Origin of the sequence: Pedobacter sp. R-06 (assembly GCF_049913135.1) — a bacterium.
GTDB lineage: Bacteria > Bacteroidota > Bacteroidia > Sphingobacteriales > Sphingobacteriaceae > Pedobacter.
This window is the reverse complement of the sequence record NZ_CP183977.1, coordinates 3,998,346-4,017,149: the sequence shown is the minus strand read 5'-3', so window position 1 is coordinate 4,017,149 and position 18,804 is coordinate 3,998,346. Positions and strand designations below refer to the sequence as shown.

The 18,804-nt window shown below is 40.3% G+C and carries 10 protein-coding genes; 1 reads left to right on the top strand and 9 read right to left on the bottom strand.

Annotated elements, in window-relative coordinates:
* Position 1: 1 nt before the first annotated feature.
* The 9 genes from ACN9MR_RS16015 to ACN9MR_RS15975 form a co-directional block, all read right to left on the bottom strand.
* A complete protein-coding gene (locus tag ACN9MR_RS16015) occupies positions 2 to 1,672 on the bottom strand; it encodes a GH39 family glycosyl hydrolase (protein ID WP_426325117.1) in 1,671 nt (556 codons plus the stop codon).
* A gap of 237 nt (positions 1,673 to 1,909) precedes the next feature.
* Positions 1,910 to 4,858 (bottom strand): glycoside hydrolase family 2 protein, encoded by a 2,949-nt coding sequence (locus ACN9MR_RS16010; protein WP_426325116.1) that lies wholly within the window; start codon positions 4,856 to 4,858, stop codon positions 1,910 to 1,912.
* Between the two features lie 512 nt (positions 4,859 to 5,370).
* Positions 5,371 to 7,371, bottom strand: a complete 2,001-nt coding sequence (locus ACN9MR_RS16005; RefSeq protein WP_426325115.1) for a RagB/SusD family nutrient uptake outer membrane protein — start codon at positions 7,369 to 7,371, stop codon at positions 5,371 to 5,373.
* A gap of 29 nt (positions 7,372 to 7,400) precedes the next feature.
* The gene (locus tag ACN9MR_RS16000) at positions 7,401 to 10,643 is read right to left on the bottom strand and encodes a SusC/RagA family TonB-linked outer membrane protein (protein ID WP_426325114.1); all 3,243 of its coding nucleotides are present in this window, start codon (positions 10,641 to 10,643) and stop codon (positions 7,401 to 7,403) included.
* A 578-nt stretch (positions 10,644 to 11,221) separates the two neighbouring features.
* On the bottom strand, positions 11,222 to 12,586 hold the full coding sequence (locus tag ACN9MR_RS15995) for an ABC transporter permease (protein ID WP_426325113.1): 1,365 nt from the start codon (positions 12,584 to 12,586) through the stop codon (positions 11,222 to 11,224).
* Between the two features lie 9 nt (positions 12,587 to 12,595).
* Positions 12,596 to 14,041 carry an ABC transporter permease gene (locus ACN9MR_RS15990; protein WP_426325112.1) on the bottom strand — a complete coding sequence of 482 codons (1,446 nt, stop codon included), beginning with the start codon at positions 14,039 to 14,041 and terminating at the stop codon, positions 12,596 to 12,598.
* Complete coding sequence (locus ACN9MR_RS15985; protein ID WP_426325111.1) at positions 14,041 to 16,548, bottom strand: TonB-dependent siderophore receptor; 2,508 nt, start codon at positions 16,546 to 16,548, stop codon at positions 14,041 to 14,043. Before ACN9MR_RS15985 ends, ACN9MR_RS15990 begins: the two co-directional genes overlap by 1 nt.
* 15 nt (positions 16,549 to 16,563) lie before the next feature.
* Positions 16,564 to 17,259, bottom strand: coding sequence for an ABC transporter ATP-binding protein (locus tag ACN9MR_RS15980; protein WP_426325110.1), 696 nt, complete (start codon positions 17,257 to 17,259; stop codon positions 16,564 to 16,566).
* Positions 17,260 to 17,346: 87 nt separating this feature from the next.
* Complete coding sequence (locus tag ACN9MR_RS15975; RefSeq protein WP_426325109.1) at positions 17,347 to 17,715, bottom strand: hypothetical protein; 369 nt, start codon at positions 17,713 to 17,715, stop codon at positions 17,347 to 17,349.
* A 422-nt stretch (positions 17,716 to 18,137) separates the two neighbouring features.
* Here ACN9MR_RS15975 and ACN9MR_RS15970 point away from each other — a divergent pair, with 422 nt between their 5' ends.
* Positions 18,138 to 18,716 carry a Crp/Fnr family transcriptional regulator gene (locus tag ACN9MR_RS15970; protein ID WP_426325107.1) on the top strand — a complete coding sequence of 193 codons (579 nt, stop codon included), beginning with the start codon at positions 18,138 to 18,140 and terminating at the stop codon, positions 18,714 to 18,716.
* Positions 18,717 to 18,804: the final 88 nt, after the last annotated feature.

Sequence of the window (18,804 nt, the reverse complement as noted above, 5' to 3'; positions counted from 1 at the left end):
GCTACCAATCCAACTTTAATAAAGCCACGCCTTGTCTGGATAAGTCCATTTCAAAAGCACCACCTGCGGTGTTAAATTTTCTAGGTTTACCAATCATTTTAAGCTGGCCTGCTTTTTCTAATGCCGCAATCTGTTTTGCATCCGGATTTTGGGGTGAACCCATTTTTTTCCATTCCGAATAAGCGTTACTATTTTCGGTATCAATGCGATATTCTGTTATGATTACTGTTTTGGCAGGTAGTTTATTTAACAAGATGGAAACAACATCTTTCGAGTCCGCTTTATCCTCATCGTGGTAATTCCACAGCATAACAGCAGCGGTTTTTTCGGCTTTAGTGGCTAAAACACCTATGTCTGTCTGCGGTTTTCTAATGCTCGAATCCAAAATAGAATTTAAATTGTACATGCGGTTACTTATGGCTTCAACACGGTTCCCTTTCATCTGGCCAAACATCCTGAAGACATTCAGCACAGGTTTATCAACTCCGTTGGTGGCTAAATCGCGAAAACCTGCAAACCAAGGCTGGTTTTCAAATTCAAACGACCAGGTAACAGCACCCAAAAGGTTGATTTTATATTTATCTGTAAGTTCGTAAAGCCGCGCAAAAGAGGCTGCGGTATAGCTCGAATACATCGTGCCGTTGCGGTAGGCATTTTCAGGATTAGTACTCATGCCACAGGCTGCACAACCTTCAGGATCGGATTCGCCAATAATTACAGGGATATTTTTAAGTTGAGGGTATTTACTGATGATCTTATAATTTCCATCAATATTGCGGAGCTGGGCCCTTACATTCATCACTACGGTTCCATTAATCACCCTTGGTGAGCCTTTAGCATGAAAAAGAACAGCATCTAAAGTAGAACCGATTTTGCCCGTTACATAATTGGTATCTGTTAAACAATGTTTAATAAAGGCATCTAAATACTTGGTGCCTCCACCTGTTACGTTGGCACCGCCAATTTTCGCAGTAGGCAAGGCGCGTTTTAGTCCATCGGCAGCGTAGTCGTAAAGTTTAAAGAATTCGGCCTGTGTACCTTTCCAATAAGCACCATCCGGTTCGTTCCACACTTCCCAGTACCAGCTTTCAACCTCAGCTTTGCCATATCGTTCCACACAATGTTTTACCCATTCGTAAACCAAATTGCCCCATTTTTTATAATCTTTTGGCGGGTAGGCCCAGCCGGTTAAAATTTCATCGTACCGGGCGCCGGGCTTCCATTTGTGTTGGTAGGGTTGGGGGTTGGTTGAAAGTGCCTCAGGCATAAAACCAATTTGCGCCAAAGGTTTCATGCCCCTTTTTACGTAAGTATCGAAAATCTGATCAACAATTTTCCAGTTGTAAACCGGATCACCTTTGGCATCTTCTGTATAGGCATTCGTCGATCCCCATTTTAAAGCAGGTGTACCGTCGCCGGAGGTTAGCAGGTTATGCGTACGTACATATACGGGAACCGGACTTAATTTAGAAATCTCGGTCAATAACTTCTGCCCATCTTTCATATAGGTGTAATTCGGTTCATCGTAGCCAAACCAGGCCCAAATGGGTTTCATTGGTGCAATGTTCTGGTCGAAATTAACCTCGATGCTGGCTTTAGACTGCGCATTAACCGTATGGATGAAAGTGCTTAAGCTAAAGAATAGGAGATAAGCCTTTTTAAATGTTTTCATATCGTGTTGTTTAGAGATTTCGTCATACCGAACTTGTTTCAGTATCCGTCGTGCCTTTAAGATCCTGAACTAAATTTACTTCGTAGCTTTCCAAATCTGTCCGTAGAATTCAGTAGGGCTCTACGGACTATCAATGGAAAAGAGTCTCCGACTCATTCTTGTCAGTTGAGTTTGAATCTCAACCCTATAATTAAATCCGTAGAGACGCTGCGCTTAACTCTACTGACAGTTCATCGGTTAAGGCTGCTCGTAAATTTCTGCTTCAATAATACTTAAACCACCTTTTAATTTGGTTTCTGCACGGTCAACACCATCATCAAGTTTTTTACCATTTACCTCTACGCCAATATATGAGTTTTCTTTTTCTTTACCTGAACCCACCAATTGTATAGTCACTGTTTTTCCTTTTGCTGGTTTGCAGTTTGCAGTAAAATAACCCAGGCTAGGTTTGCTATTGCCTTCGAAAACCACTTCTCCATCAACCAAAATCCTTAATGGATAAATTTTAGTCCTGAAACCATTCAATTTTAAAGAAATTGCAGATACGGTACTTTCTTTTGCTAAAGTATATTTGATCCATGCGGTAGCGATCTTTCCATCATTTACCCAATCGCTCAATTCATTATCATCGAAGCTTAAATTGGCCTTTTCGCTATCGGCACCTGCTTCGGCAGCAACAATTTTAATCGATTTGCGTGTTACATTATACGATTGATCAAGTGGTGTTGCACCTTTGCTTAAGTTCGGTTTCAAACCATCACTTGGCAGTTGAACGGATAATCCGTCAGCTGTTTTAACTGGTAATGTTTCAAATGAAAGCGTTGCTGCTTGTACACCTTCGGCTTTTGCCGTTAGATTAATTTTTCCGGCTGTGGTTGTCGATCTGATGAGTATCCGGTTTACCCCACTCTCAACAGGAAGATCTTTAGCCAAAATATAATTATCTGGTCCTTGAGCTAAACCTCCGCGCCATTCGGCAGGGCCATCTAAACTAAGGTTAACCATATTTGAAGCCGTAGGGCAACGGTTTCCATCCTCATCTGTTACTTCAACCTGAACCAGCACCACATCTGCACCATCAGCCTTAAAACCGCTTGGGTTTTTCATTGCGGTAAGTTTTAACCTTATTGGTTTGCCTGCTGTTTTTAATTGGGTTTCTGCCAGTTTTTTTCCTGCTGAGGAATAAGAAATGGCCTTGATTGTACCTGCTTTATAAACTATGTTTTTAAAGGTGAACAGAAAACCATTACTTTTTTCACCAAAACCAAGCGATTTATTGTTTAAAATCAGTTCAACCTTATCACCGCTGGCCACTACATATACATTCTTTTTTACACCTGCCTTGTAGTTCCAATGGCCGATTAAATGAATGCCGGTTTTTTTAGCGTCAACCCAACCATCCCACATCACTTTGTGTGCAAAAAAGGCATCTTTTGGAATACGCATGGCATCTACCTCACCACTTCTGCGGTAGTTTTCTTCGCCACGATGGTGGGTATTCGAATCAGAAAATATGATGTTTACCCCACCAGAGCTTACCCTGGTTCCTGTTCCGGGGCGCTCTTCGTAATATTCGTTCCAGCGGATTACATCTTCAATAGCGAACGAATCCTGATTGCGGTTATAATCGCTGGCATCGGCATCTTTGTACTTAGGACCTGCACCATTTACATGGAAGGGAGGTGAGAACTCATCCCAATATTTTCTTAAGGCTTCATCTCTCGAATATTCCATAGACCATACTGGTTTAGTTGCGCTCTTATTGATGTACAACATTTCGCCTCCATATTCAGCTTCGGGAATATCGAGCATTTCTCTCGATCCGATTGCTCTACCGCCATTTGGATCGTAAAGGTTTCTAATGTCTTTCATTTCCAGCATGTGCGCTGCGCTGATCGATTCGTTTCCACATTCGTAAAAAACGATACTCGGGTTATTGCGGTTGTAAATAATGGCATCTGTCATTACTGCTTTCCGTTGATCCCATCTTGTTCCGGTTACATCTTTTTCCGAATCTCCGGCAGGCATGGCTTGGATCAAACCTACACGATCACAAGATTCTATATCCTGTTTCCAGGGTGTAATATGCATCCAGCGTACCAAATTGGCATTACTTTCTACCATGAGTTGATTGCTGTAATCGCTTAGCCAAGGTGGTACCGATAGGCCTATTGCCGGCCATTCGTTACTGCTGCGCTGGGCATAACCCTTCATCATCAATACCCGGTCGTTTAAATAAACCATCCCGTTTTTAAATGCTGTTTTTCTAAATCCGGTTTTGGTGTTCAGCTCATCGATAATCTTGCCTTCCGATTTTAATCTTGAAGTAACCGTATACAGATAGCCGTAGCCCCAGCTCCAAAAATTTAAGCCCGTTACCAATGCCTCGGCTTTTAAGGTTAAAGTATCGCCAGCTTTGATATTGGTTTCTGCAGATTTAAAAGTTTTAACGATTTTTCCATCAAGGTCTTTAAGCTCTACCTCATAAACCAGTTTTTTATCCGTTGCACTTTCATTTTTAACCTGCGATTCGGAAACTACTAAGGCTGATTTACCTTTAATATCGAAATTTTTAGCGTAACAGTAGGTACCTGTGGTTTTTAAAGTAGAATATAGTGGAAGTGTTTGATATACATTTCCGGTAACATGAAGGCGTACGTTTTTCGATATCCCGCCATAATTGGCATTAAAATTTTTATCATTCCATTGGTAGCCAGAATTGGTCGCTTTTTCTTTGTAGTTCCAGGTATTATCGATTCTAACTGCAATCACATTTTCTTTGTTCTGATTAATTAAGCTGCTAATGTCAAACCCAAAGGCCATCACGCCATTTTCATGTCTACCAATAAACTTTCCGTTCAGGTAAAATTCACCAGCCTGCCTGATGCCCTCAAATTCAAGGAATATTTTACTGCTTTGGCTGGTCTCTGAAATGGTAAAATGCTTACGGTACCAGGCGATGCCGGTTGATAAATCTTCTATAGATTTTTTAAAGGCTTCATCTTCGTTCCAGGCATGGGGTAGGGTAATGGCCTTCCATGTTTTGTCATCAAAATCGGCACTTTCTGCACCGGGTAAATCACCAACAAAGAGTTTCCAGCCAGGATTAAAGTTGTAGGTTTTTCTTACCGGATCTGCAGCACCATCATAAAGAGGATCGCTGTACAAAGGTTTGGAAACGAGCATTGTTTTATTGCTTTTTTGAGCAAAAGCACATATAGAAAATAGCATCAAAAAGGCAAGGAGGAGTTTCTTCATCTCAAATAATCATTATTGGCCCGTTTCTGTACCGTTGGGATAAAAACGCCATTAATAAAAAGGAAATATTTGGTTAAATAGTTTAAACGAGATTAACGTTTAAAATTGAAAGCGCCATCCTGCTCTATCCTGTAAGAATTGGCCTGGGTAAATTGTAAATGGCTTTAAAGGTGTTTCAAACGTTTGAAATAATGGTATGGTGGTTGTAATGAGGAAGTAACAAATGCAATACGAAATACAGAGAGGGATAATAACAAGTTTTTTTTTGAAAAAAGGTTGCATCATAAAGTTAATCTCTCATCAGATTCTGTCATTTTGAGCCTGTCGAAACACTTCAAAAGTATTTAAAACAAGTTCTTCGACAAGCTCTCCGCAGGAGTTCCCTTGGACAGGATGACAAGACTATATTTATAATGCAACCTTTTAATAGATCAAATTATTTACCAACCTGGGTTTTGCATGGCCTGTTTTTGCTCAGGTGTTAATGCTGCACCCCCGCTCTTAATTACATCTAAGAAACTTTGAGGAATTGGGCGCAGGTAATGTTTGCTATCTGATGGTTTTGCTTCATCGTTAAAGGCAGCTGTTCTTGCGACCAAAGTTTTGGTGCGTGCCAAATCTTCCCAGCGCAATAACTCGCCCATTAGTTCCCTTGAGCGTTCGTTTAAGATAAAAGCTGTAAACTTATTTTCCTGTGAGGTAGCACCAATTTTATCATAAAACTCTTTGTTGGAGTTAAATATATCGGCCTCACTATTTAAGTGCATATTGGTTAGCGTGGTGGCTGTTGTAGCAGTAATGTTATTTGATTCGAAGTAGCTGTTTTTATCAGAGTACGAAACAAATGGTGCTGTGTTTGCGGCAGCATTGTTTTTATACGACACACCGCCATCTACATATGCTGATCTGTCTTCTCCTTCTTTATAAGCAGCACGGTCTCTAACTTTATTTAGGTACGGAATGGCCTGCGCAAACTGGCCCATTCGTCCATAAGCTTCAGCCGCAATTAAATAGGTTTCTGCCAAACGGGCTAAAATGCCATCACGTTGACCAAATTGCGAAGCTACAGCATTTCTGGAACCATCCATAAATTTAGATAAAGCAACAAACTGACTAACACCATAATTTCCATGCCCACCCAGGTAACTTTGCGGCTGGCCAGCAAAGTACCTTACATACATACTGGGTTTACGGCGGCCAATATCAGTAGGAAGTGCAGGGTTTGCATTTGCAACGGCAGGTGTATACCTGGTATCGCCTGCATTATTAACGATATATAAAATAGATTCTTCGCCGCCAGCAAATTTTGCTTTACCCACAAGATCTGGTGTTGGTGCTGTTCCTGCTGTCCAAAGTGGCGCTCCGGCAGGCCTGTTACATAAATAACGTGTTTTAAAGCTTTTCCAAAACCTCGAGTCGTTTACACGGTCGAAAACATCCAGGGCATAATCTGTAGATCTTAAACGCTGGAATTCACGATCGCCAGGGATATCGCGCTGCATACCTGGTAAATTTTGATAAATAGAGGGATAATACAAATGTACCTGGTTACCATAACGCCCCTGAGTAGCCGTATTACCAGAAAATTGTGCGGCTAATATGATTTCTTTGTTGGTTTCATTCGCGCCGTCAATGGTGGTGAAATTCCATAAATCGCTGAAGTTGGTAGCCAGGGTATGCTGACCGCTGTTAATCACCAGGTCGGCATATTTTACTGCATTTTGTAAATCAGCAGTCTTGGTATCGCTATTCCATGGATTGTTTATTTCGCTTGCACGGAATAAATATGCTTTTGCCAAAAAGTGCGCAGCCGCCCATTTGGTAATCCGGCCGGTTTCTGTTACCGTAGCCGGCAAAAAGTTATAAGCCTGTGTAAAATCTTGAATTACTTGCTCATATACTTCTTTTGCGCTGTTCCTTGTAAATTCTTCCTGAATGAAATCCTGTGCTTCTAACCTCAACGGAACACCGCCATACTGTTTTACCAGTTTAAAATAATCGAAAGCACGCATAAAATAACCTTCGCCCAGGCGTGTGTTTTTACTTGCACCCTGATAATACAACGGCACGTTCTTGATAAGAATATTAGCCGAATTTATGTTCTCGTACATATTATCCCATACACTGGCCACATCCGAATTAAGGGAATTTAAACTCGCATCGTAAGAGTTCCACATTTGTTCAGTTCTATCTCCACCAACTGTAAATTCATCTACTCCATAGTTGGATGTAGTGTATGCCCAGGTATAATTAAAGTGAAACTTTAAACTTTGGTACATGCCTATGGTTAAACCGTCGAGGCCATCAGTTGTTACAAAATCTGCAGTGGTACGGGCATTAACAACTTCTTCGTCTAAGAAGCTTTTTTTGCAAGAAGTAGGGAAAATCATCAGTCCTCCTAATATTGCAGCACCCGATAATATATTTATAATCTTTTTCATGATCAATTTCTTTAAATAGCGATTAAGGATTACAGACTAACATTAACACCAAATACTACACCTCTGTTAAAAGTTGAGGTAACGGTATTGTTGGATGAGATGCCCGAATCAGGATCAACCCAGCCAACATTAGAGTAAATTAAACCCGGATTAATGGCCTGTGCATACACCCTTAATTTAGATAAGGCTAATTTTTTAGCAATTTTTTCTGGGAAATAATAACCCAGAGAGATATTTCTGATTTTTACGAAAGATCCGTCCTGGTAGTTCATCGAACTTCTGTAAGGGTCGCCGGCTGCACTTCCATAATTTGGTGCAGGATAATCGTTTGTTGGGTTGGTTGGTGTCCAATAATCAACTAAGCGTTGGGCAAAACGACCCTGAAGCGATTCCGCACCTGTGGCAATTAAGAAATTATATCTTGCGATAATAAAAATAGAAAGGTCGAAGTTTTTGTAAGTAAAGGTATTGGTCATCCCGCTGGTCCAGCTTGGAGTGTAACTTCCTCTTATCATTCTATCGTTATTGGCATCAATTTTATAATCGTTATTTAAGTCCCTAACCCGAATACTGCCTGGTTTAAAAGCGCTTGCTGCTGGCAGGTTAGCATTAAACTTTGCCATTTCAGCTAAGTCTTCAGGTGTATTTTGCCAGATGCCATCTTTTACAAAATCGTAGGCTACTCTAACCCTTTGACCGATGAACAATAAACTACCAATCACATCACCGTTGGCCAGTTTAACCACTTTATCTTTGCTTGCCGAGAAACTTAATGTTGTAGACCAGTTAAAATCTTTGTTTTTTAAGTTCACAGTGTTTAGGGTAATGTCGATACCTTTATTATGAGTTTCTCCAATGTTATCGAAAGATGAAGTATAACCATTTATCGAAGAAATATCTTTTTGTAATAACAGGTCTGTGGTTTTAGATTTATATAAGTCTATGGAACCGCCAACTCTCCCTTTAACTAAGCTAAAATCAAGACCAAGGTTATATTGTAAGGTATGCTCCCACCCAAGCGCTTTGTTTGGTAAGGTAGGAGGGCTGGCCAGTGATGCATCGGAGGCTACATATCCGGTTTGTACCGAACCACCATAAGTATAAGTTAAGGGCTGTAATTTACCTAAAGTTGTTCCATAAGAAATGGCCGAATTACCTACACTACCCACACCTAATCGAAGTTTCAGTTGATCAACCCATTTGATATTTTTCATAAAATCTTCCTGATCTATACGCCATGCAATTGCAGTAGAAGGGAAAAAGTCCCATTTGTTGCCTTCAGCTAATTGTGATGCACCATCCCAACGGGCAGATGCAGTTAACAGGTATTTGCTATTAAAACTGTAGTTTACCCTGGCCATGTAGGATACAAGGGTGTTTTTACTCAAATCGGTACTGAAAGCATCCAGGCTCGGAATATTTGCCCCGCCTAAGCCATACCAGAGTGGATTACTTAAAGGAATTTTAGTTCCCGTCATTGATGAACTCTCTTCTTTAAAGAGCGATGAACTTTGCAATAAAGTTACGCCAAAGTTGTGTTTTTTTACAGTTTTATCGTAGTAAACTAAGTGATCTAACGTATAGGCAAATCTGTTGTTTTGGTTAAGCTGAGCGTAGTTGGTAGAACCTGATTCGCCCGCACCGCGATTGATTGATTTTGCATCCTGATACCTTCCGTTGTAGTTGTTGTAAAAATCAGGACCGAAGTTAATACGGTACTTTAATCCTTTCAAAAGGCTTACTTCAGCATAAAAAGAGCCGATTGTTCTTAACACTTTACGTAAATTGATATTGTATTGATCTTCACCCACTGGATTTTGGATATTGATGTCGGCACCTGGTAAATTGATCCTGTTACCATTTACATCAAAAGGTACAGCAACTGGTAGCATGCCAAGCGCTGCGCCATACAAACTGCTCGGGCCTGTTGCATTGCCTGTTGAAAATCCATAGTTCTGCAAGCCATAAGATGCGGTAATGTTAGCCCCGAATTTAAACCACTTTACAGGATTCAATTCTACACTTACCTTAGAAGTGTAACGGTTATAATCCTGTCCTAGTTCTGTACCAATCTGGTTTAAGTAGCCAAATGAGGCGTAGGCTTTTAATTTGTCCGTACCGCCACTGGCGCTTAATACATGGTCTTGTGTAACACCAGTACGTGTAACCAAATCGGTCCAATTTGTTGTGGGCACTAAACTGCCATTGTAAACTCCATTTTGCCAGCCTTGCGCAATATTTGCCGTTACATAACTATCGTTAGGAAATATACGGTTATCATCTGCTTGTGTTGGTATAACAGGATAAGTAGTGCTTGCCTGTGCCGCAGGATTTAAATAACCTACACGACGGTAAGCATCGCGACGGAATTCGATATATTCAGCAGCATTCATCATCTGTGTTCTATCCTGGATGGTTTCGATGGTTGCCGTACCCACATAATCTAAAGTTAGTCTGCCTGCTTTACCTTTTTTGGTGGTAACCAGAACAACACCATTTGCTCCTTTGGATCCATAGATAGCAGTTGCCGATGCATCTTTTAAAATGTCGATGGTTTCGATATCGTTAGGGTTGATGGCTTCAATACCGCCTGCGGCAAATGGAATACCGTCTACAACGTAAAGTGGTGAATTGCTGGCGTTTATAGATCGTACGCCTCTGATTAAAATGGAGCCGATCTGACCTGGGCGCTCGTTTGAAGTAACATCAACCCCGGCTGCCTTACCTTGTATGGCTTGTAATGCATTTTGTACCGGCCTTGATCTAATCTGTTCTGCACCCACACTTACAACAGCACCTGTTAAATCACTTTTCTTTACGGTGTTGTAACCAACAACTACAACCTCATCTAAATCATTTGTGGAACTTTTTAATTGAATGCTGATCGTTGTTTTCCCATCAACAGGTACTTCTTGTGTGGCATATCCAATGTACGAAACCACCAAAACCGGGTTGCTCACCGTTGATGGAATAGTAATGGAGAAAGCACCGTTGGCATCGGTAGAGGCTACAATAGTCGTACCTTTTACTTTTATGCTAACGCCAACAAGGGTTTCGCCTTTTTCATCAACAATTTTTCCTTTAAGGTTAACATCTCGTTTGCTCATTGAAATGTTTGTACCTACAGTCCCTGATGTCGCTTTACGGTTGGCTGCATTTGCAGTATTCGCGACACAGAGTAGGCATAATGCCGACATACCCGTAATCAGGATTTTTTTGTACGAAGAGCCTTTTCGTCGCTTTAGATTTTCTGGATAAAAATTAAGATCCATAGTTTTATTGGTTATGTAAATATTTGGTTATTTGGCCAAATAGCATATTAGATGGAATGTGCTATCTGTTTTGAGTGCATATGATTAAGCAATCAATCCATTGTTTGTTGGATGAATTAGCAGTTGTGGAATGAAAATGAGTTAGTTTTTAATGTTTTTTGACTACAATAGTATCTTCGTTATAAGGCTTTAAATAGCAGTAAAGGTGTAATTAAGTGCAAACGATTGCATTGTTTGATGTACGGTTTTTCTTGCTCATAATAAGTATCGATTAAAAGAATTGATTATACTTGGTTATACGAGATTAGAACTTTTATTTCGGTAATCCATCCTGTTCCATCCTGTAAGGTGTAACCAGATGTAAAGATTTTGTTCTTTGGCCGATAGGTTTTAGTACATTGTTCAATAGTTATTTGGCTGCAACATTGGGGTTAACTCATACTGTTTTTGATTTCAGCTAGTTTTTATTTGACAAGCCATCACCTATTCGATATTAACTTCTTAACGGCTTTATAATAAAAAAAAATGGCCTATGTAAACACACAGACCATTTTTATATTGTTTAAGCCACAGTAAAGCTAAAATTGTTTCTGCCTCTTAAAGTTAAAAGCTGTTGTTCCAATTAGGATTACTGTAAATAGCAATATGGAAAGGAGATTTACCCATACAGATGGTATTTGCTGCGGACTATATTTTTCCAGTTTATAGTCCTTAATATCTGTACTGTCAACTGCTTTATTAAGAAAGATGCCCGGATAAAAGTGCAGCCTGATCTGTTCATGATATTTTCTGACTGCCTGCTGGAAATCGAGGTGGGTATTAAGATCCGATCCAGCCATATTGTTTATTCCCAACTGGGTTTGTATGGTAGGGAAGAAAAATGCAAACGCATTTGTAAATCGCTGTCTGGCAGCTAGTTTATTCTCAATTGCACGCCTGCTTGCCATCGCCTGATCATCACCCATCTGTTGCATGGCATAATACCAGAACCAGCTAAAAGTTTTCTCTTGTGGGAAGGGATATTGCTTCAGCTGCGGGTAATGTTCAAAAAATGGTTTCATGGTTACTTCTTTGGCCATATCCCATTTTTCGTGGTAACCCTCGCGCTGGTTAATTACATGCTGCAGTGCTTCTGGCATGGGGTATTTTCGGGTAAGAAAAAGGTTAAGTGATGCTGGAATTACAATGCAGATAAGTACCCAAATGGCAACCAATGCCGATGCATTAAAGTTAGATGATTTTGCTAAAGAAATGATAAAAAATGAAACTGCAAACCAGAAGGCCAGATAAAGCATAATGAGTGCAGTTATTGAAAAGAAAATGAAATCTACAGGCAAATGCAGATAAAGAATAGCAACAAATAATAGTAATAAAGCAACTGTAAAAATTACGGCTACCCTAACTAAAAATTTTTGCCAGATTACCTGAAAAGACTGGCTGGTTTGTGCGCTTAAAAGCGACCAGACTCCACTTTCTTTTTGCTCCGAAAGTAAGTTATAGCTAAAGGCAATAATCACCAGGGGAAATAAAAAGATAAATACAAAACTCAGATCCATGTTGCCCAAAAGCAGGCTTACCGGGTTATTAATATCTGTATCGTAAAGTTGGCCTTCTAAACCCAGCATCGTTACCGAAATTAAATAAGGATTAATATCCCGCTGCCCATTGGCAAAGGCAGCCCAGGCATTGGGTGCATTAGCCAATGAAAACTTATTGTGGTAAAACAATAGGCCAATATCTTTACCAAAATGATCGATATTGCTGAGGGTATTTTTCTTTTGTAACATTGCTGCTTTTTCAATTACAGCCTGTTGGTTGGCAATAAATGTTTTGCCGAAATACAAACCGGCAAAGCCTGTAATTAGCAGCACAATGATGCCTATCCCGGAGGAACTGTTTCTAAAAAACAGTTTAAATTCGAGGGTATATATACTTTTTTTCATCCTTAATAGCTATATCGTTTTAATCCATCTGGTTGTGTAATGTAGCAGCATAACCGTTGCCACTAACCAACAGGTTAAAGCACTCAGTGCCAATAACTCATTTGATATTACAGAACTTAATTTGCCAAAGCGGTAATTGAAATCAGGTTGCTCGGCCCAGTTGGCCTTACTAATGGACAAAGGTTTTTCTTCTTCCCCAGGGGTAATGTTACTGATCTTGTCAATCTGGAGTTTATTCATCTTTTGTGCCAGCTGATAACGGTAGGCTTCTGCCTGGTTCTGAAAATCAACAAAGGTGTCAAAATCAGATGCTGTTAGGGCCATCGAAATATGCTTGAGGGATAAATAAGGGTTCATGAAACCTGCTATCCTTGTAAAGCTGTTTTGCTTTTCAAAAATTTTATTCAGCTCCTTTTGGTGGTTGCTGTAAATTTTTGAGGTTATTTTTTCGCCCTCTGCCATAATATAGCCACCATAGTTAAAAGGCAGTTTTTTTACATCATCTACACCATAAGTTTTGAGTAATGAGTCTTTAATGGCAGCATAATGCGGGTCATCTGGATTATGGCTATCGCCCTGTTTATGGATGTCGGCAGCAATGGCATCTGCAAATGCTATTTTAGATGGAGAGGGATAAATTTTTACGCCGATTGCCTGGGTAATCTTGGGCATAATGACTATAAAAAAGATCCAGCAGGCCAATAAAGTGATTAGGGCTGATTTAGAACTGCGTGCAAAAGCCGAAACCAAAACCGTTACAGCAGACAGAACGAAGAAATAGATCGCATAGCTAAATATCAATACCATTAAACGCAAACTGGCATCACCAGTAATCTGCCAATGACTTAGCGAGGCCCATAGCAAAATGGTAAGCAGCATAAGTGGGATAAATATCGACAAACAAACACCAATTATGCCCAATGTTTTGCCCCAGAGGAGTTGTTTCCAGCTTACATTTTGGCATAGCAGGATTTTTAATGTTCCCGATTCGCGCTCAGCCGAAATGCTGTTGTAGCCTAAGAAGAAAATAAGTAATGGTACCAGGAGCTGCAGCACCATGGCCACACTAATTTCGCCGAAGCGCAACATTCCGTTAGAAAAACCTGCTTCACTAAAATTCACGGTGTTTTGTTTATGTGCTTCTAAAAAGATCGATACACCTGCAAAACTTTCTATCCCAAAATCGAAGAAACTCAGTTCATGTTTCTCGCGAAAGGCGAGGTAACCGTAGTGGGCCATCCGGTGTGGGTGTTTATCCGGTTTTGCCAGCCATTGTGCCCTCACCAACGCTTTATAGTGGAGACGCTGATTGTTTTGTGTTTTAAAATTCTGCCAGCCTACATAGGTAGCCAAACAGAGCGATAAACCTAATAAAAGGGTTAAGGCTAAGGTGGCCCTGTTGTTAAGGGCGGTTTTAAAAGTTTGTTTAGCTATAGTGCTTATTCTATTTGGCATTATATTCTATAGGTTACGTTAAACATTACATTTCTTGGTGTACCAGGGAAAAGGCGTAGATAGTTTTGTGCACCAACCCAATAGGTTTTATTTAAAATGTTATTCATATTTACAGCCAGTTGCACTTTAGAACCAGCGGGCGAATAATAAAGCGCAGCATCAAAAAGGGTATAAGCAGGTAGTACGAAATCTTTGATGTACAACGGAAGTTTAGTGCCGCTATACTGTAAACCGGCTCCAAAACCTATTCCCTTTAGCTTAAGTGTTTCAAAGTTGTAGCGTGTCCATAAGCTGGCACTGTGTTTTGGCGTGTTCTGCACCCTTTGACCAATTAAATCAGGATTAAAATCATCCTTAATAATGGCATCTACATAACTATAACCTGCATTAAACTGCCAGTTAGACCTGATAAAGCCAGAAGCTTCGAATTCGACACCACGGCTGCGTTGGGCACCGCGTTCTATCAGGCGGTTTACATCCAACGGATCATTTGCATTCACCAGTAGGTTTTTCTGGTTGATTTCGAATGCCGAAATGTTAACCATTAAACTTTTATTCAACCATTCAGATTTTGCACCAATCTCTTTTAAATCACTTTCTAAAGGTTTAAAATTGGTGCCTGCAGGTGGTGGTACAATAACCAGGGTTGAGGTATTGCCTTGCGGTTGGTACCCCTGTAAATAGGTTGCGTAAAGGTTAATGTTTGCGTTTATGGCATAGGTAATTCCTGCCCTCGGCAAAAGCTTATGCTGATAAATTTTCTTTTCGGTAACCAATTTGTAATTGCTATAATCTTCGTACCACTCTTGTCGTAAACCCAATGTTAAGGTAAGCTGATGGTATTTTATCTGATCCTGCAGATATACTGCATTAACCAGATTATATGCTGCAGGAATTTCTGTTTTGTTAAAAACGTAATCGCTTAAATTTTTAATGGTATAGCTTGGGTTGGCGAGGTTAAAGTGTTCTACATTGGGCACTGGTGCAGTTATACCATTTGCCACCTTAAATAAATAGAGGTCCTTTTTTGTGGGATCGTACCTTGCTGCAATGCTTCCATCTTTTAAACGGTAACCCTGAGCCGAGTTTTCGCCACCGCCCCGCAGTTTCTGGGTGTTTATCCTATCGTAGCCGATTACCAGCTTGTGGCTTAAGTTAAAAGTATTGGCGGTTATACTAAAATAGGTGCTTAAATTGTCGGTTCGCCATTTTTGCTGACGCTGAACGGCACGCATAGCCGCTAACGTAGGGATAGGTTGATTGTTTTCATCAACGCCAAAAGCATTAGTAGTTCTATGTTCTAAAAGATCTTCGTTCCAGTTTTGCTTCATATAGGCCACATTAAATACAATATCCTGTGTAAGGCTATGCGAAAAATTGGTCATCAACATTAAATCCTGACTGTTAAAGCGGTCGTTACTGGAACCCATATTGAAACTGATCGGTGTGCTTTTCAAATCAGTTTTACCAGCAATTGCACCAAAAATAGCCTGTCCACGGTCTAACCTCGAATTGCTGTTGTTCATTACCACTTCTACATTTAAGCTGGTTCGATCATTCGGGATGTACGAAAAGGAAGGGGCAATCAGGTAACCCTTTCTGTATTGCAGGTCTCTGAAGCTTTTACTGTCTTCATAACCTATATTAAGCCGGTAAAGCAGCGTTTTATCAGCATTTAAAGGGCCAGTAAAATCTAAAGCGCCCCTAACGGTACTGAAACTTCCCGCCGAGAGACTGATCTCTTTGCGATCTTCAGTCAGTGGTTTTTTGGTTACCAGGTTAATGCTTCCCCCTGGGTCTACACTCGAAAATGTAGCACTTGCAGGACCCTTTATTACCTCTATCCGTTCCAGGTTATTGGTTAAAGGTTGATTAAAATAATATTGGCGGGTACGCATGCCGTTAATAATGGCACCTTCTTCGTTCTGGTTAATTCCCCTGATCGAAAATTGGTTGTAATAGCTGCTTTGCGATACACTGGTTACATTTTTAACCGCATCGGCCAGTATAGCCGCCTGCCTGTCGGCAATTAATTCTTTCGAAACCGAAGAAATAGCCTGTGGAATATCCTTGTTCAAGGTAGCCGTTTTTGTGGCCGAAAAAGAGTAATTGCCATAGTACTTTTTGCCATTGGTACCTACTACTTCAACGGTCTGCAATTCTTCGTTGGTGCTTTGCAGCACAATCGCATCCAGTTTTAAATCACCAATGCCATTAACAGAGTAAATGCGATTAAAAGGGCTATAGCCTATAGCGCTAATGCTGATGGTGTAATTGGCTGTTTTAGGTAAAACAACCGAGAAATTGCCGAGCGAATCGCTGCTTGTATTCAGTTGATCTTTCCCATTCTTAAATTTAATTGTGGCTTTTTGGATAGCTTGTTTTTGGGTATCGATCACATTTCCACTCACCTTTAGCTGAGCAAAAGCGACCAGGTTAAATGTGCTGCAGAGCAATAGCAAACAGAGCGCACGGAAAATAGAAAAGCCTTTATATGTTAGGTACATGAAATGGATTTGTTTTTAAATAGTTTGTAAGTATAATTCCTGGAGATCGGCCGCAGTAATATCGCTGGCTTTAAGTGTATGGATCAATTCGCCTTGTTTCATAATGCCAATGTGCGAACCTACATTTACCGCATTAAAAATGTCGTGCGTAGCCATTAATATCGATCTCCCTTCTGCAGCCAATTGTTTAACCAATTGGGTAAACTCGGCCGTTGCTTTTGGATCCAGTCCGCTGGTAGGCTCATCCATTAAAATGATTTTTGCATTTTTCGCTAAGGCAATCGCAATTCCCACTTTTTGACGCATGCCTTTACTAAAACCCGATAAGTGTTTGTGGTGGGCAGCTTCCTGTAAACCACATTGCTTTAAAAAGCCGATCAAGCTTGAAGTACCATAGTTAAACCCTGCCAGTTTAGAAAAATAATCGAGGTTTTCAACGGCCGAAAGATTGCCGTAAAGCATAACCACCTCAGGAATGTAGGCCAGGTGTTTCCGCCGTTGGTCATCGTGCGCAGAGATTTCTTCGTTGTCGATTAAGATTTTTCCGCTACTTGGCTCAATAAAACCTAGAAATAAATTAATGGTAGTGGTTTTTCCGGCACCGTTTTGGCCCAGCAGGCAAAATACTTCACCAGGGTTAACGGTTAAATTAAGCTGATTTAAGGCCCGGTAAGATTGATAATTTTTGGATAATGAAATGGCTTGAAGCATAATAAAATATTGGCGCATACCAAACAGGCATGTGCGTTAAACAGAGTGAATTTGAAGGTTATGAAAGAAAAACTTCTTGAATGAAGATTAAGCCATTAAGCTTGGTGGGCCTTTATTGGCGCAGCATAAGATGTAAGCAACAGGATGCCTCATAAGGTAAACACAAGGTTTAATGGTTGGTTTAACTTCGCGTAAAGCAAAGGCAATAGGAGCAGGAAGATCGAAAAAGTGCGATCGGTGTTTCAATACCTCGCACAATTTGCATTTCAGCTTTGCCGAACTCAATTGTTTAAGCAAGTGCGCCTCACTACAGCTTTGCTTGCTGTAACCGGTTTTTTCGGCACCATGATGATGCAGGCTTTCGATTAGTGTTGCATTAAGAAATACCGCCAAGAGCAATACCGCCCATATACGGGCAAAAAAATCTCTGCGATATGTATAAGCTGAATATATCAATGCAACAAAGTTACATTTAAAAAATTATAAATCAAGTGCTGTGTTATTTAGTTAATTGCGGAATCGGTTAACTTTATGTTGTTTCATCAACTGCGGACTAAATATTATTTGTCCTTTGACTGCGCTACCATTGTCAAAAATTGGCGTCATCTCGACTGGAGTGCAACGGAATGGAGAGATCTTTGAAGCAAATTATAGAAATGAAATTTAAAAGATTTCTCCACTACGGTCGAAATGACGATACTTCGAGACCGTTTATCTCCTTAAAATCCGCTGTCAATTATCTTGATTTATGCAACAAATTATCACTCAGGGTGACATTTCGATTGGGGAATCAGTATATATTAATCGTTTAATCGACTTTGGACTCTAGACTTCGGACTTTCGACTAACCTCATTAATTCTTACCTTTATTTCGAGCTATGGATCCTAAAGAAACACTAAAAGCGCATATTTTAAAAACCGCTACTTTAAGCGACAAAGAGTTCGATTATTTATTTTCTCATTTCAAGCTGCAGTCTTTTAAAAAGGGGCAGGCCATCATTAGCGAGGGAGATAAGGTAGATCACGAATATTTTGTGATCTCGGGTTGTTTAAAAGCTTTTTTTATCAATGATGAAATCAAAATGTATATCCTGCAGTTTGCGATGCCTACCTGGTGGACTTCAGATTATGGCGCCCTATACAACCATACCCGTGCAACCATAAGCGTTGATTGCATTAGCGATGCAGAAGTATTATGTCTTTCTAACGATGACCGCGAAAAAATCTGCAGCGAAATCCATCAGGTTGAACATTTTTTCCGGTGGAGAACAAACAGAGGCTATCTGGCTTCGCAAAAAAGGCTGTTATCTTTTATGAATAACGATACCAAAGCCCGCTACGAGGAACTTTTGGCCATGTATCCTCAACTCTATAATCTTGTACCTAAACATTTAATTGCAGCCTATTTGGGTGTTTCCAGAGAAACCCTGAGCAGACTTTACAACGCACAAAAATAAAGCTTGCAGAATGTGATGTACATCACCTAAGTCCTGTAAATTTCCTCCTTTACTTTGTGTTGTCAAATCACTAACGATTGACAAAACA

Bases quoted from the DNA above. Each gene is read 5' to 3' on its own strand.
- ACN9MR_RS16015 (WP_426325117.1), bottom strand. From the start codon at position 1,672: ATGAAAACATTTAAAAAGGCTTATCTCCTATTCTTTAGCTTAAGCACT.
- ACN9MR_RS16010 (WP_426325116.1), bottom strand. From the start codon at position 4,858: ATGCTCGTTTCCAAACCTTTGTACAGCGATCCTCTTTATGATGGTGCT.
- ACN9MR_RS16005 (WP_426325115.1), bottom strand. From the start codon at position 7,371: ATGAAAAAGATTATAAATATATTATCGGGTGCTGCAATATTAGGAGGA.
- ACN9MR_RS16000 (WP_426325114.1), bottom strand. From the start codon at position 10,643: ATGGATCTTAATTTTTATCCAGAAAATCTAAAGCGACGAAAAGGCTCT.
- ACN9MR_RS15995 (WP_426325113.1), bottom strand. From the start codon at position 12,586: ATGAAAAAAAGTATATATACCCTCGAATTTAAACTGTTTTTTAGAAAC.
- ACN9MR_RS15990 (WP_426325112.1), bottom strand. From the start codon at position 14,041: ATGCCAAATAGAATAAGCACTATAGCTAAACAAACTTTTAAAACCGCC.
- ACN9MR_RS15985 (WP_426325111.1), bottom strand. From the start codon at position 16,548: ATGTACCTAACATATAAAGGCTTTTCTATTTTCCGTGCGCTCTGTTTG.
- ACN9MR_RS15980 (WP_426325110.1), bottom strand. From the start codon at position 17,259: ATGCTTCAAGCCATTTCATTATCCAAAAATTATCAATCTTACCGGGCC.
- ACN9MR_RS15970 (WP_426325107.1), top strand. From the start codon at position 18,138: ATGGATCCTAAAGAAACACTAAAAGCGCATATTTTAAAAACCGCTACT.